The 13,985-nt window shown below is 60.6% G+C and carries 14 protein-coding genes and 1 pseudogene; 13 read left to right on the top strand and 2 right to left on the bottom strand.

Annotated elements, in window-relative coordinates; genetic code table 11:
• Nucleotides 1-4: 4 nt before the first annotated feature.
• From AB0O97_RS06360 to AB0O97_RS06345, 4 genes and pseudogenes are all read left to right on the top strand, one after another.
• Nucleotides 5-361, top strand: coding sequence for a hypothetical protein (locus AB0O97_RS06360; RefSeq protein ID WP_363881097.1), 357 nt, complete (start codon nt 5-7; stop codon nt 359-361).
• Nucleotides 362-386: 25 nt separating this feature from the next.
• A pseudogene (locus tag AB0O97_RS06355) lies at nt 387-530 on the top strand (c-type cytochrome biogenesis protein CcsB); the annotation flags it as partial.
• Nucleotides 531-595: 65 nt separating this feature from the next.
• Nucleotides 596-1,498 (top strand): cytochrome c oxidase assembly protein, encoded by a 903-nt coding sequence (locus tag AB0O97_RS06350; RefSeq protein ID WP_104111943.1) that lies wholly within the window; start codon nt 596-598, stop codon nt 1,496-1,498.
• Nucleotides 1,499-1,945: 447 nt separating this feature from the next.
• Nucleotides 1,946-2,263 carry a hypothetical protein gene (locus AB0O97_RS06345; protein WP_253598155.1) on the top strand — a complete coding sequence of 106 codons (318 nt, stop codon included), beginning with the start codon at nt 1,946-1,948 and terminating at the stop codon, nt 2,261-2,263.
• Between the two features lie 127 nt (nt 2,264-2,390).
• Here the strand turns inward: AB0O97_RS06345 and AB0O97_RS06340 are convergent, their stop codons facing one another.
• The gene (locus tag AB0O97_RS06340) at nt 2,391-2,918 is read right to left on the bottom strand and encodes a hypothetical protein (RefSeq protein WP_146073270.1); all 528 of its coding nucleotides are present in this window, start codon (nt 2,916-2,918) and stop codon (nt 2,391-2,393) included.
• A gap of 22 nt (nt 2,919-2,940) precedes the next feature.
• Nucleotides 2,941-6,522 (bottom strand): MobF family relaxase, encoded by a 3,582-nt coding sequence (mobF, locus tag AB0O97_RS06335; RefSeq protein WP_363881093.1) that lies wholly within the window; start codon nt 6,520-6,522, stop codon nt 2,941-2,943.
• Nucleotides 6,523-6,572: 50 nt separating this feature from the next.
• Between mobF and AB0O97_RS06330 the strand changes: the two genes are divergently transcribed.
• From AB0O97_RS06330 to AB0O97_RS06290, 9 genes are all read left to right on the top strand, one after another.
• Entirely contained in the window at nt 6,573-6,977 is a 405-nt protein-coding gene (locus tag AB0O97_RS06330) for a hypothetical protein (protein WP_253598156.1), read from the top strand.
• 630 nt (nt 6,978-7,607) lie between these two features.
• On the top strand, nt 7,608-7,994 hold the full coding sequence (locus tag AB0O97_RS06325; protein ID WP_104111938.1) for a metalloregulator ArsR/SmtB family transcription factor: 387 nt from the start codon (nt 7,608-7,610) through the stop codon (nt 7,992-7,994).
• On the top strand, nt 7,991-9,946 hold the full coding sequence (locus AB0O97_RS06320; protein WP_104111937.1) for a cation-translocating P-type ATPase: 1,956 nt from the start codon (nt 7,991-7,993) through the stop codon (nt 9,944-9,946). The genes AB0O97_RS06325 and AB0O97_RS06320 overlap by 4 nt, the downstream gene beginning before the upstream one ends.
• The gene (lspA, locus tag AB0O97_RS06315; RefSeq protein ID WP_104111936.1) at nt 9,943-10,452 is read left to right on the top strand and encodes a signal peptidase II; all 510 of its coding nucleotides are present in this window, start codon (nt 9,943-9,945) and stop codon (nt 10,450-10,452) included. The genes AB0O97_RS06320 and lspA overlap by 4 nt, the downstream gene beginning before the upstream one ends.
• Nucleotides 10,453-10,530: 78 nt before the next feature.
• The gene (locus tag AB0O97_RS06310; protein WP_181036217.1) at nt 10,531-10,677 is read left to right on the top strand and encodes a hypothetical protein; all 147 of its coding nucleotides are present in this window, start codon (nt 10,531-10,533) and stop codon (nt 10,675-10,677) included.
• Nucleotides 10,678-11,030: 353 nt separating this feature from the next.
• Nucleotides 11,031-11,513 (top strand): DUF6153 family protein, encoded by a 483-nt coding sequence (locus tag AB0O97_RS06305; protein ID WP_104111934.1) that lies wholly within the window; start codon nt 11,031-11,033, stop codon nt 11,511-11,513.
• Between the two features lie 104 nt (nt 11,514-11,617).
• Entirely contained in the window at nt 11,618-12,181 is a 564-nt protein-coding gene (locus AB0O97_RS06300; RefSeq protein WP_104111933.1) for a DUF305 domain-containing protein, read from the top strand.
• A 148-nt stretch (nt 12,182-12,329) separates the two neighbouring features.
• On the top strand, nt 12,330-13,211 hold the full coding sequence (locus AB0O97_RS06295) for a F510_1955 family glycosylhydrolase (RefSeq protein WP_253598157.1): 882 nt from the start codon (nt 12,330-12,332) through the stop codon (nt 13,209-13,211).
• Nucleotides 13,212-13,215: 4 nt separating this feature from the next.
• Entirely contained in the window at nt 13,216-13,965 is a 750-nt protein-coding gene (locus AB0O97_RS06290; RefSeq protein ID WP_104111932.1) for a cytochrome c biogenesis protein CcdA, read from the top strand.
• Nucleotides 13,966-13,985: the final 20 nt, after the last annotated feature.

Raw genomic sequence — 13,985 nt, 5'->3', positions numbered from 1 at the left:
AATTGTGACCACTACGTTTGATCAGCTACTCGACTCCTATCGCGATCTTTCGGATTTCGAACGAATGAAGGGCAGCTATCTTGAGCAGCTCGTTGAGCAGTACCTGGAGAACGACGGCGTTTACGCACCCCAGTACACGGATGTGTGGCTGTGGAAGGACTGGCCGAACCGGCCGGAGAATTTCACCAACAAGGACAATGGAATAGACCTGGTTGCGGCGCGTACCGACGGTGGTCTGAGGGCCATTCAGATGTTTTTTTACGCTCCAGGTTACAAGATTCAGAAGCACGACATTGACTCGTTCCTATCGGCCTCCGCCACCCCCGAAGAGAAAACGGCACGCCCGAAAAACGCGAACTAATTTCTACGTGAGCCCTAGGCCGCCTTATATCCTCGCCCGGGCCGCACGGGGCGGGCGCGGCAACCGCTCGGCCTGGCTGTGCATCATCGGATTCGCCGCCGTAGTGTTCAACTTCACCGTCGTCAACGTGTACTTCCCCGGCCTGCACTCCTACTCCAGACGCACCTGACCCCGTCCCCGGCACCGGGGCGGCCGAATAACGATGTATCATCGATTCGATGAAGGGAACCTGCCATGCCACCGATTGACCAGTGGGTCGCGTTCGAACCCCTCGCGGGATCGCCAATCGCCGTCGCCGCCCTGCTGCTCGCGGCGCTATACCTGAGGGGGGCGATCTGGATGTGGCGGCATCGCCGTCGCTGGGCAATCGCCCGCACGGCATCGTTCTTGACCGGATGCGTCCTGATCTTTGCCGTCACGACGTTCGGCGTGAACCGCCTGGCCGAGGAGTTCGTCTCGGGCCTGGCGTTCCAACAGATCACCCTGTTGACCGTCGTCCCGCCGCTTCTCATCGCCGGCTCGCCGGGGCGTCTTCTCCTGCGCAGTACACCGCACACCGGCCTCGGACGAATCGTGCTCCGCGCCGCGCACGCGGGACTCCGATCACGATTCTGGCGCGCCGCACTACACCCCGGGGTCGCCATCGTCGTCGCGATCCTGCTGTACCCGGCTCTCTATCTCACAGACGTCATCAGCATCGTCATGCGCATCCCCTTCGGCCACGACGCCCTGTTGTTCATCTTCCTCGTCCTTGGCGTCATCTCGGCGATACCGCTATGGTCGTCCGACCCCTTGCCACGTGTCACATCCTTCGCTGTGCGGTTCGTCGACATCGTCGTCGAGCTCCAAATCCATGCCGTCTTCGGCCTGATCCTGCTCCGAATCGGGACACCGCTTTTCAGCGCATATGCCAACCCCACCGGCGACCATGATCCGATCCTCGATCAGGCGATCGCCGGGACCCTAGTATGGACCTACGCAGAACTGCCGCTATTCGTGGTACTCATCGTCTGCCTTTCCCGCTGGAGCACCCGGGAGATGCGCACCTCGAAGCAACGACAACGCGTCGAGGATGCAGAGCTCGACACATACAACGAATACCTCGCAAGTATGGCCCAGGGGCGCCTTGAGAGGTAGTGGGATCCTCGTGTGTCGCGGCCAGCGCATCAGTCCCCGCTTGCCCTTCTACTCGGAGGACCCGGCGCTCCCGACGTTAGCGTGAACCGATGAAAGTCATCAGCCACATCGAATGAGGGTGCAACAACCGTTGCCGCGACAAGCGCTGAAGGGTCCTGCAGCCAACGCCCGCTGCGCGGAAAATGTACGACGACGACGATGCCGCCCTTTGGGATTTCCTCGCCGACCGTCTGGCGGAGCTCCAGCCGCCGCCTCCGCCTCCGTCTCGGGGGCGGCCGTAACGGCAGCCGACCGGGTTTCAGTGCTCTCCACGGCACTCCTATATATGGCTTCCTCAATGCGCCATGTACAACCCGGCAAAACCAGAAGAGCGCCCGCGCGGCGTGCGCCTTCCACATATCGGGGTGCGTCGGTTGGTTCGGCGCCGTCGGATACGAGCCATTCTGCTTGGGCTTGCTCTTCCATGACGACGTCCAGCAGGCTGTCCCCGCCGGGGCGGCCTGCGAGATCGAGATTGCGAACTCGATGGCCGCGCACTTCGATGGCGGCGAGAATTTCCCGCTCTCGAAAGTTGAGGTCTTCTGCCACGAAGGCGCGAAAGGCTATGTGAGTGATGTCGTCCCAGCGGCGTCGATGGGCGCTGAATCGGTTGACCACATCGAAGCTTTGGCCGACGTATCGCTCCCCATTGGCGAAAGACAAGATATAGATGCCGGTGCGGCTGTTCTCTGGCTCAAATCGAAATGCCAGGGAATGCACACCTGAGACCGGCCAATTCTGGAATCGTAGTGCTCCCACATCCGTCGTGCTGTCCATGTTGAACCCCAACTAAGCTGGTCGGTGCGATGTCCCACCATGCTATAGCTGCAGGCAAACTCGGACTCCTGCATGATCACATCCTGGTGTGAGCGGGGGCCGTAGCCAGACAGGCATGTGAACGGACATAGTAGGTTTGTGGCCATGGAGCCCCAACCTGAATCTGCGTCGGGTCAGGGCGGATGAGCAGCACAGTCTGCGGCCAGATTGAGAAACTGCATGGCTCTATCCAAGCTGGCTGGATGTAGCCGAACTTCTCCCACCTGATTGTGGCCCAGACTCCGGTCGGCTGAAGCTCCTGGAAGTCGAGAACCGTGACTTCAGTGGTGGTTTCGTGCTCTCCCTTGAGGCGAGTCAAGTACTCCCATTGCCTATTGGCGAATAGCTGCCACAGCTTCCTTTTCTGAATCCGCAGGGACCAACGCCAAGTGACCAGTCCAGCAGCGACGGCTACTACGGCAAACGCGATCCAAACACTCAAGGCCGGTGGCCATGCGAGAGCGATGATGGCGACGACATACAGCAGAGCCGCGCCAGTCAATGTAGTCATGACCACGAGCGGTGCGCTGTTGAGCGTCGGCTTAACCATCGGATTGTCCTCCATCGGAACCACCTCCGCTTTCATTCTAAATTTCCCATCCGACATTGGTAAGAGCGGCGTGGACAGGAACTTGGGAATCAGTAGTTGCCACGGTGTCCACAGGAACGCTTTGTAGACGCGTCAGCTCGGCGGTGAGGCGCTCCCGGTCCCGGGCACGTTCCCATTCGTAGTCGGCCGGGGGAGGACCCAACGGATCGGGATCGGTGACGATGAGCCATCGGTCCCGATAGATGGCAATGCATTCCATCAAGTTATTGCGGTCGGCTACAGAGGTGCTGTCGGAAAGGGTATCTGCCAGATGCCGGGTCCACAGTTCCATCCCGGCAGCTGCCTTGGCTTTCAACGCCTGAACCCTACGTTTTCCGAGTTCGCGCACTTGCCTGACCATCTCCGCCACGTCAGCACGGTTGGCATGGAGGTCTTCAATTAGCCATTCGTCGCCACCGGGAGTCTTGGCATTCCCGATCGGGCGGAGTCGTGTGTGAATGACTGCCATCAGGTCCTTGGCGTCGCCAGGACGTCGTATGGCATGGTCCAGTGTTGCTGCCGCGGCGAGTGGCTCAGTCGCCACGGCGCGCCGCCAGGCAGCCACTCCAGCGCCCCACGACGGGGACGCTTCGAGGATGGCCGCGAGCCCTGACTGGGTGCGTTCGACGGCGGCGCGAAGTTGTTCGGCTGCAACGATTTGCGCGAGGTAGTCGTATTCGGCAGCGAGTTGGTGCAGCGATCTGCCGCCTTCGCGTTCTTCGTCTCCCACTTCATGGGCCGTCCTTTCAGCACCTTGTGCGGCCAGCACTTCAGCGATGATCTCTTGCCATGTGGGCTCGGTAGCGTCTATGGCAACATGGTCCCGGGCGGAGTCGGATTCGCAGACGTACGCGGTGTTGCATTGGCGTCCTCGTGTCATGCCTACATAGAAGAGCTCGCGTGTCAGGCAGCCCTGCGTGAGGACGGTGTGGCTGGAGTCGACGGTAATGCCTTGGGAACGGTGTGCCGTGGTCGCATAGCCCAGCTCCGCTGACTCCGCCAGGTACTCACAGCTCAAACGAATGCTTTGGCCCGTGTCCAGACGGCGACCATGGATGGAGCCGTCGCGACTTGGATTGGAGGTGATTTTGATGAGGGTGCCGTTGCGGATGAAATCGCCAGCGTTGTCCTTGATGCGGCGATCGTTCTTGCGCGCAATGACGGTGTCGCCACGGCCTGCGCTGAGCCCGTCGCTGAGGAGGACCACATGCGTGGCATCAACCACCTTCCGGTCTACGAGTTCGGCATGGGCACGTTCATTCAGGGCCGTCACGGCGTCATTGTCCGGAGCGATCAGGATCGACTCCAAGCCGTTGCTGGTGTCTGCCACCCAGCTCTGGTAGGCCTGATCGATCATGTCCGCGTGGTCGCCATGACGCAACCGCCCATGGGCAGCGTAGCTCTGGATCGACTCAATATCCCCTTCCCTTAGCAGCAGCGATGCAGGTCCTTCCCACTGGTGGTTGAAGCGCCGAATACTGGTCAGCTGAACTGCCCGGCCCTTCCTGTCCAGCCAACCCAGGATCCCGCCGGCGTCGATCGAGTCCAGTTGGGCGGGATCTCCAACCAACACAATCTTGGCACCGGCATCCTGGGCCTGATGCACCAGCGCAGCCAACTGCACCGTGGAAACCATCGATGCCTCATCAATGATGACCAACTGGTTTGGTTGGAAACACCACTGTTGCTGACGCATAGCCAGGCCAGCCATGCGTTGGGCACTCCTGGTCTGTTGCCAGGACTGCTGTGCAGCAGTGCCTTCGAGATCACGGAACTGTTCAGCCCGTATGGCCGCACCTTGACCAACGGACTCATACAGCCACTTGGCGACATTCTCCGCTGCTAGCCCCAGCTTGCGCCCAAGGACCTCGGCGCTCGCAGCCGCCGGGGCAAGTCCAATCACACTGCCCGCCCCGTAAACCTTTTCCCAGCTCTGGCAGATCGCAGCCATGGTGGTGGTTTTCCCTGACCCTGCCGGACCAACGACGGCGTCCATGAATCTCCCGCTGCAAAGAACCTCATGCGCCGCTGCGGCTTGGTCCTCAGCTAGCACCGGGCTGCCGGGGTGAGCGCTGTTTTTGATGAGGACGGTGTCGGCAAGGCCGGGCGCGATGGAGGGTCCGGCGTCGTTCTTGCTCGTGTTCATGATGAGTTGTTCGTTGGCGAGAATGCTCGCGTCTGTGTAGAGGCGGGCCCCGGGGAATTCGAACACGCTGTGGCCGGCGAAGGCGACGTCATTCCCAGTGTTGAGCGGGATTTTGTAGCGGTAAGCGTTCAGGGCGACGCACTGTGATTCCGCCTCGGTGGTCACAGCGTCGATCAAGTGGCGGCGGTCGACGCCGGTGGCGCAGCGGATTTCGGCACAGATGCGTTCTGCCTCGGCCAGCAGGTTCCAGCGGCTCCACGTGGCCCTCCGCCTGGCCACCGCTTCCCGTGAAGCGGCCGCAGCAGCGGTCACCCAAGGCACCGTCAGGTCGGCGACGGTGACGGGTCGCTCATGGGACCGATCGATGGTGTGTCGCAGGACTTGTATCGGATCGAACCCCAACTTTTCGGCACGATCGCGCCACCCTGCAGAAAGACTGTCCAGCGGTTGAGGGTTCGTCTCTTTGGCTTGCCGGGTGGAGAGAGTTGCCTGTTGACGGAATTTAATGATGGTGGTGGCTGACGGGGCATACCCGTGGGTTTCCTCCCACTCGGCAATCAAGCGATCAGTCTCCGTATTGATGCCGTGAGAACGGCTGGAAAACTCCTGTATCAAGGCATCATCCACACCGACCAACTCATGGCGCGGATTCCGGTCATGACCAGCCGGCGGTCGAAAACCAGACACTGCACCCAGCCTGCATTGCAGCCGGTCAAAGAGGAGCCCGTTGTAGTGCACGCTGGCGGCCACCGTGGCTTTATAGAGGGTTCGTGAATCTAGAGTGGCCCACGCTTGGTCGGTGATTCTTTGTGCCCTGTTGGCGATGACGACGTGCGTGTGGAGCTGGGGATCGCGGGCGCGAGATTCCCAATGGTCAAAGGCGGCAGCCATGGCGCCGACGGTTCCGACGTGGGCGACGCCGCCTCGTCCAGTGCGAGTATGAATGGCAGATTCTTCCAACCATGCCAGGACTTCGTTGACGGCTTCGTGGTGCGCTGCGAGGATCTGCCGTTGGATCTCTTGCGGGGCCAGCGCCCACAGCGTCGAGACGGACTTAGGAACGCTGAAGGTTAGGTCGAAGCCAGCAACGGCATAGCGCTGAACCTCCTCGCCATTGCGATGGGCCACCGTCGTTTGGCCATGATGGTGCCCCAACGGCTCGTGGGTGTCGGGATGTTCGGCATGTGTGAAGACCACGTTGGCATCACTTGAGGTCACTGGATCCAGCGACTTGCGACTGATGCCGGTGAGTCCTTGGCCGAGCCACCTGCCAGGAGGGGTGCCAGCTTTCATGTAGTAACTGGTGGCATCACCCGAGGCGAGGGGGAAGTCGTCGGACATGGTGGTCTTCAGTAGGTACTTGACCCCGCTGTGAGCGGTGAGGCGGGCGATGGAGACAGTCACCGTGAGCCTGCCGGAATTTTCGTGTTCCACCCACGGCGGCGAAAGATATCCGCGGTGGGACGGTCGAGGGGGATACCGAGATGGTCGGTGAGCTGGAGCATCCGAACCGCGATCTGCATCAAATCCTGCACATCAGCATGCCGGTCCTTCAAGATTCGCGAGACTTCCAACGTCAACTCGACACATTCAGCTTTGGCCTCTGCAAGCTGTCCAGACTGATCAAAATACTTGGCACCCAACAGTTGGAGCCGAGTTCGCTGCTCATCAATCACTCTGTCTCGGGCCAGGACCGTTTCCTGAGACTTCGACGCAACCAGAGATGTTTCGGAGTGCAGGCTGCGCTGATGCTGCTTTTCAGCAAGGAGCAGGCGAGCATTCCCATCGGCACGCTCCACGGCGACAAGCGTTTGAGACGTTACTCGCGCGGTGGTCCGTCGCTTATCTCGACGACGGCGCTCGCGGTATCGCCCAGAGCACTCGGCTGAACAGTACAACTGAGTGGACCGACGAGGGTCAAAAGGGGCATGACATTGGGGGCACTTTTGCGTAGACATACAGACTCATGGTCATGGTGGCGTCTTCCCCCATGACTGCCCGTGGGACTTCCCGCCTCGGGTAAGACCTTGGATGCCAGACGTGTAAAGGATTTGAATGATTTTGGGTTGCGGTAGCAACATGGTGGGGTGGGGTGGATTTGCTGAGGGAACTGGCTTGGCGATGAGTGCTGGCCGCAGTGGTGGGCGGGGAAATTTTCGTTGGGATTGCGGTGACGCAGGGGAGTGCCGCTTGAGGTTCTCATGCGGCACTGGAATCCCTGTTTGGGATGATTACTGGATGGCGTGGCGGAGTCTTTCGATTTCGGTGGGGTTGTTTCCTGACCAGCGGTGGTCTTTGACGACGGGGCTTGGGAGTAACCAGGGTACCGGTCGTATCCGAGAGCGGCGGCATTGCTTGGATGTCAAGAACGACTGGCCTGAGGAAAAGACTTGCCGTCTTTTGGCCGGTTCTGGAAACTAGTGGGGACGCGGTGACCGTTTACTTCTCATAGCGAGTCCACCATCACGAATTTGCAGCACGCGGCCGATAATAGCATTTAACAGCGCTATAATCGTCTCATGACGATTCAATCGGAGATCTCTCCGGATTCCTGTGCCAAGCTCGATCCCGCGACGGCGTTGTTCCATTCCCTCAGCGACCCTACCCGGCTGAATATTGTGAAGCGGATGGCCGGGGGGGAGGTGCGGGTGAGTGACCTGACCAGGGAGCTGGGCCTGGCACAGTCTACGGTCTCGGCGCATATGGCCTGTCTGCGGGACTGCGGCTTGGTCGAGGGACGGGTGCAGGGCCGCAGTGTCCATTACTCTCTGTCCCGTCCGGAGTTGATGGACATGCTCGCCCAGGCTGAGGTTCTGCTTGCCGCCACCGGAAACGCCGTCAGCCTGTGCCCGAACTACGGCACTGGTAGCACTAATGCCGATCTGACAAAGGAAAGCGCACGATGAGTGATGCCTGCGGCTGCAGCGATGACAAACCAGAAACCGGCACTTCCGAAGAGTCGGATGACATCCTCGGATTCTGGCAGGTAACTGAAGTTCGCGCAGCGGCGGTGTCCTGCGTGCTCCTATTGGCAGCGTGGATCACAGGACTAGCCGACGGACCTCAATGGTTGATGCTTCCGTTGGAAATCGGGGCGCTGCTGGTGGCTGCGTGGACGTTCGTCCCCTCGACGCTTCGACGCCTGGCCAAGGGCAGGATTGGGGTCGGTACGCTGATGACGATCGCCGCGGCAGGCGCTGTGGCCCTTGGCCAGTTTGAGGAAGCTGCCATGCTGGCCTTCCTGTATGCCATATCTGAGGGGTTGGAGGAGTACTCGCTGGCGAAAACACGGCGGGGTCTGCGGGCTCTGCTGGACCTGGTCCCGGCTGAGGCGACCATCCTGCGTAACGGTGCCGAAATTGTGGTGTCACCGGAGCACCTCACCCTCGGAGATGTCATGGTCGTTCGACCCGGGGAACGGCTCGCCACCGATGGCCGGATCATCTCCGGGCGGACTTCTTTGGACACTTCGGCACTCACCGGTGAATCTGTGCCCGTTGAGGTCGGACCGGGATCCGAGGTCTATGCCGGATCCATTAACGGCACCGGGCCACTGGAGGTCCAAGTAACCAGCACCGCTGAGGACAACTCCTTGTCCAGGATCGTGCACATCGTCGAGGCCGAGCAGTCACGCAGGGGTCCTGGGCAGCGTCTGGCTGACAATATTGCCAAAAGGCTCGTTCCGGGCATCCTAATCGCCGCAGCCTTGATCATCGTCTTCGGTTTCATCGTTGGCGAGCCGCTGCTGTGGTTCGAACGCGCCCTGGTTGTCCTGGTGGCAGCCTCGCCGTGTGCACTGGCGATCTCCGTTCCTGTCACGGTTATTGCCTCGGTTGGTGCGGCCAGCCGTATCGGGGTGCTCATCAAGGGTGGTGGAGCCCTCGAAATGCTCGGCAGGATTCGCACCGTAGCTTTAGACAAGACGGGCACTCTGACCCGGAACAAACCTGCCGTGATCGACGTCCTGGCTACCGGGTCCGCCACACGGGAGCAGGTGCTAGCCCTTGCCGCCGGGCTGGAATCGCGCAGCGAACACCCGCTCGCCCGCGCCATCCTTGCCGCCACTCCGGATCGAGTCGTCGTGACCGATGTAGACACGGTACCCGGTGCTGGCCTAGCGGGTCTGTTTGAGGGTGAACCTGTCAGGCTCGGCCGTCCCGGCTGGATCGATGCCGGCCCCCTGGCCCCGGAGATCGAGCGGATGCAGCACGCCGGTGCCACCGCCGTCCTTATCGAATCAGCAGGAAAAGTCATTGGTGCCATCGCGGTCCGGGACGAGTTGCGCCCCGAAGCCGGGCAGGTTATCGCTCGGCTGAAAGCCTCCGGGTACACCACGGTCATGCTCACCGGTGACAATGTCATCACCGCGACCGCACTGGGTAAGGAAGCGGGTATCAGCGAAGTCCACGCGGATCTGCGCCCCGAGGAAAAGGCGGAAATCATTCGCAGGCTCCAGGTCCGCCAGCCCACAGCCATGGTCGGTGACGGTGTCAATGACGCTCCCGCCTTGGCGACCGCCGACACCGGCATCGCAATGGGAGCGATGGGTACCGACGTCGCGATCGAAACTGCTGACATAGCGCTGATGGGCGAGGACCTGAACCACCTGCCCAGGATCCTAGACCACGCGCGCAGGACCCGGACCATCATGCTCCAGAACGTGGGCATGTCCCTGGTGCTGATCGCCGTGTTAATCCCCCTGGCACTGTTCGGGATATTCGGCTTGGCCGCCGTGGTCCTTATTCACGAGTTGGCCGAAATCGTCGTGATCGCCAACGGCGTCCGGGCGGGGCGACTGAGTCGTACCACTGTGCTCGAGCCAGCCAAGTCCGACGCCGCTTTGGAACCGGCAGCATGAGCGCCGAAACCACGGCGCAGCCAGCGGCACCCGCCCGAGCCGCCCGCAGGACTCGGACCGGGCTGCTCGTCTGGGTGGCCGTACTGGCCGGTGTCGACCTGGCCATCAAGGCACTGGCCGAAACCCTGCTCGCGACCGGAGCGACGGTCGAGCTGGGGGTGATGAACATCCGCCTGCTCCACAACACGGGTGTCGCCTTCAGCCTCGGATCGGGCCTTCCAGTCTGGGTCGTCATCACAGCCACGGGCTTGATCATCACCGCCCTAGTCTGGCATGCCCTCAAAACCGCACCCGCCATGACTGGCCTCTCCCTGACTGGCGCGGCACTGCTGATAGGTGGCGCCATAGGGAATTTCATCGACCGGCTCGACGGACGCGGCGTCGTGGACTACCTTCACACCGGCTGGTTTGCCACCTTCAACCTCGCCGACGCCTTTGTCACCGTTGGGGTAGGGCTCTACATTCTGGGTACATTGATAACCACCCGGCCACCTCCGCAACCCTAGATGACCCGCTTGACGGGCGTTGGGCGCCGCGCAAAACGCCGGCGGTCAACGCTTTCACCCGTAGAAGATCTCGCCGATATGACACTAGATTTGGCCGCAGTAGGCATGTTCGCAGCTATCAACTTTGACGACGTTGAAGCATTTCTCCGCACGCTTTCCGTGCACCCAGACAAGGGGCCTCCCGCGCACGACACATCAACAGCAGAGCCTTCACCGGATTCTTGACACTCGCAGCCCACTTCACCTAACCCCGCAGCTCCGCTAGTCCTTAGCCCTAGATAGTTCGCTTCTTCACGAGCCACCCATTGATGTCTCGGTTACAGTCGGTAACAAGGACCAAGATGACAACTTCCAAGCCCCCAACTGCCAAGCCGCCGAAGGAGCACCATCCATCGGTGGACTCCCCTTCTCCCAGTGGCCCGCGACGCGCTCAAGATGCTCACCACGATCTTGTTGGCTCTCAACCGATACCCAAGCCACAGGCGCAAGCTCATCGCTTCTGACGCGTCCCAAGCCGTTTCGCAGCTTTCACCCAGATTCCGCCCATACAATACACAACAAATGAAACAGCAGAAGCTATGAACAGAAGGGACTTCACCGTGCGCATGATCCATGACCTACCCGCGGCAGGGGTCCTCCTGCGCTGGGGCGGATTCCTCGCCGTAGTGATTGCCATAATCGGCGGTATTCTGAGCATTCATATTGTAGCTAGCGGATCGATGACAGCAACCCAAATGAGCACGGAATCTGCCGCGGCTTCCAGTCATGTAAATCTTGACGGCGACAACTTCGCAGACACTGCGGTCGCCCACAGCGCCCTGCACAGTCCAACGGCTGTCAGGGCCGCCCTCAATTGTCCGGCCACTGAGCATACGGCTAACATGTCCATTCACAGCGACTGCACGCCAGCTATAGGTTCCGCATCTGTGAGCGTTCCGCTACCAGGAACGCTCACTCATCTTGGCCCGGGTGCGGCGTTCCTGCACGCGCCAATACACGAGGCTGCGGACCGTCCCCTTGACCCGCCATCATTAAAGCAACTCTCGATCAGCAGAACGTAAACCAACGAATCGACCCGTGGACTATTCACGGGTCCTCGTTGACGCGCCCTCAAACTGAGGCCGCTCGCTGCATATCCAGAAGCTGGAATGAAGGACGTTGTATCATGAAAAAACCGCTAGTCGCTACTTCCACGGTTGTTGCCGCCATGATGGCAGTAGCCGAATGTTCCACAGAGAACGATGGCGGAGCCAAGTCCGACTTGAAGCGCGGCAGCTCACCCCTGGCCTCACAATCATCGGGCACGGAGGCGGATCACAATTCTGCCGACACAACGTTCACTCGAATGATGATCCCGCACCACGTCCAGGCCGTGGAAATGGGCGACATCATGCTCGGCAAGACCGGCCTTGACGCCAAGATCACCGCACTGGCCGCAAATACCACGGCAGCCCAAAACCCGGAAATTGTGATGATGAATGCTTGGCTGACCGGGTGGTCCGAGCCGACAGCCGTAGTGGACCACAATTCCATGAACGGCATGAGGACCTCGGAGGACCTTGACAAGCTCCCTGCCGCCGAGGGCACCGAGGTGAGCAAGCTGTTCCTCACCCAGATGAGCGCCCATCACGAAGGCGTCAATGAAATGGTCTACAAGGAGCTCGCCAGCGGCGAGAACGTTGATGCTGTCGTTTTGGCCAAGAGCATTGTTGCCGCGCAAGAAAAATAAATCAAGGCCATGAAGGACTTGCTCGCCTCCCTGTGACCCAGGGTAAGGGCAAAATGCCGGTGGCGGTCCGCAGCGCGCTGGAATCACCACTGGAACCCACGTCCTTCGAATTGTTCCCACTCTCTTCCCTCGTCTTTTGGAGTACCCCGTGAAACCCCGCACTACTGCCCGTGTCAGCAACCCAATTGCAGCCCTGGTTCTGGCGTTGCCGCTGGTCCTGGCCGGATGCACAACATCGACCACTCAAGTCAGCCCCACACCCTCGGCAGCCGTTGAGTCGGATCATGTGCATGGCATCAGTGTTGACCCAGCATCGTCTAGGATCCTGCTGGCCACCCACGATGGTTTGTATGACGCCACGACGAAAACCGCCGCAAAGATCAGTGACACCACCATCGACCTGATGGGGTTTACGGCCACCGCCGAACCTGATGTTCTCTTCGCCTCCGGTCACCCCGGACCCGGATCCTCGCTGCCGAATCCTGTTGGGCTCATACAGTCGACGGACGCAGGGAAGACTTGGCAAGAAATCTCCCGAGGTGGTGAGTCCGACTTCCATGCGCTCACCGTCAGCGGCAATTCCCTGGTTGCCTTCGACGGTCAGCTGCGCACCAGCTCCGACGGAAAGTCTTGGACCACATCGGCAACTTCTTTCACTCCTACTGTGTTGGCTGGCAGCCCCGCCTCCACAGTAGTACTGGCCACGACCCAAGACGGCCTCCAGCGCTCCACCGACAGCGGAAGGACCTGGCAACTTGTTCCGAAAGGGCCGACCATCCAGTTTGTGGCAATCGCCACACCAACTGAAAAGGCACCCACGGAAGCAGTGGGTATCACAACGGACGGCAACGTCTTCCTCTCCACCGACACGGGGCTAACTTGGGCTGCAACAGGGAACATTTCTGGCCAGGTGGAGGCCGTAACCGCAGTGGAGAACAGTTCCGGTAAACCTTCGATTTGGGTGTCAACCACCACCGGCGTTCAAATCTCCACCGACGGCGGCGCAACCTTTCGCCCGGCCAGCTCATAACGTCATGAGTATCGGAGAGTTCTTCGCCACCACGGTAACCTCAGGGGCTTTGCTCGTAGCGATGCCCCTGGCACTCATTGCCGGGATCGTCTCGTTCATGTCTCCATGCATTTTGCCGCTCGTACCCGGCTATCTCGGCTATGTCTCGGGCCTAACTGACCCCAACCAACCCAAGAACCGGCGTCGTGTACTTGCCGGGGTCGGATTGTTCGTGCTCGGCTTTGGTGCCGTGTTCACCCTGTATGGCGCTGCCTTCGGGATGATCGGGTCCTGGCTCGTCCGCTGGCAGGACCCGCTCATGCGCATCATGGGCGTCGTCGTCATTGTCATGGGCCTAGTGTTATTGGGGAAATTTTCCTGGCTGCAACAAAGCCGCAAGCTGTCATTGACACGCAGGACCGGGCTCGGCGGGGCGCCGCTGCTGGGCATCGTTTTTGGCCTTGGCTGGACACCCTGTATGGGTCCCACGCTCAGCGCCGTGCTGGCCCTCAGCGTCACCTCCGGCAGCACCTGGCGAGGTGCGCTCCTGGCGTTCGTCTATTGTCTGGGCCTCGGCATCCCCTTCCTGCTCGTCGCCCTCGGATTGGGCTGGGTAACCAAGGTCATGGGCCTGGTCCGCCGGCACATTCGCATCGTCAACATCGCAGGAGCATCCATGCTGATTCTCCTGGGCCTCATGATGGTCAGCGGACTCTGGATGAAATGGATCTACCAGTTACAGAACCTCTCCGGCACGTATTTGACGCCGGTCTGAAGACCCCAAATCAGATGAAT

The organism is Specibacter sp. NPDC078692, assembly GCF_040686835.1.
Taxonomy (GTDB): domain Bacteria; phylum Actinomycetota; class Actinomycetes; order Actinomycetales; family Micrococcaceae; genus Specibacter.
Note: the sequence above shows the minus strand (reverse complement) of the source record. Positions and strands in the feature narration are given on the sequence as shown.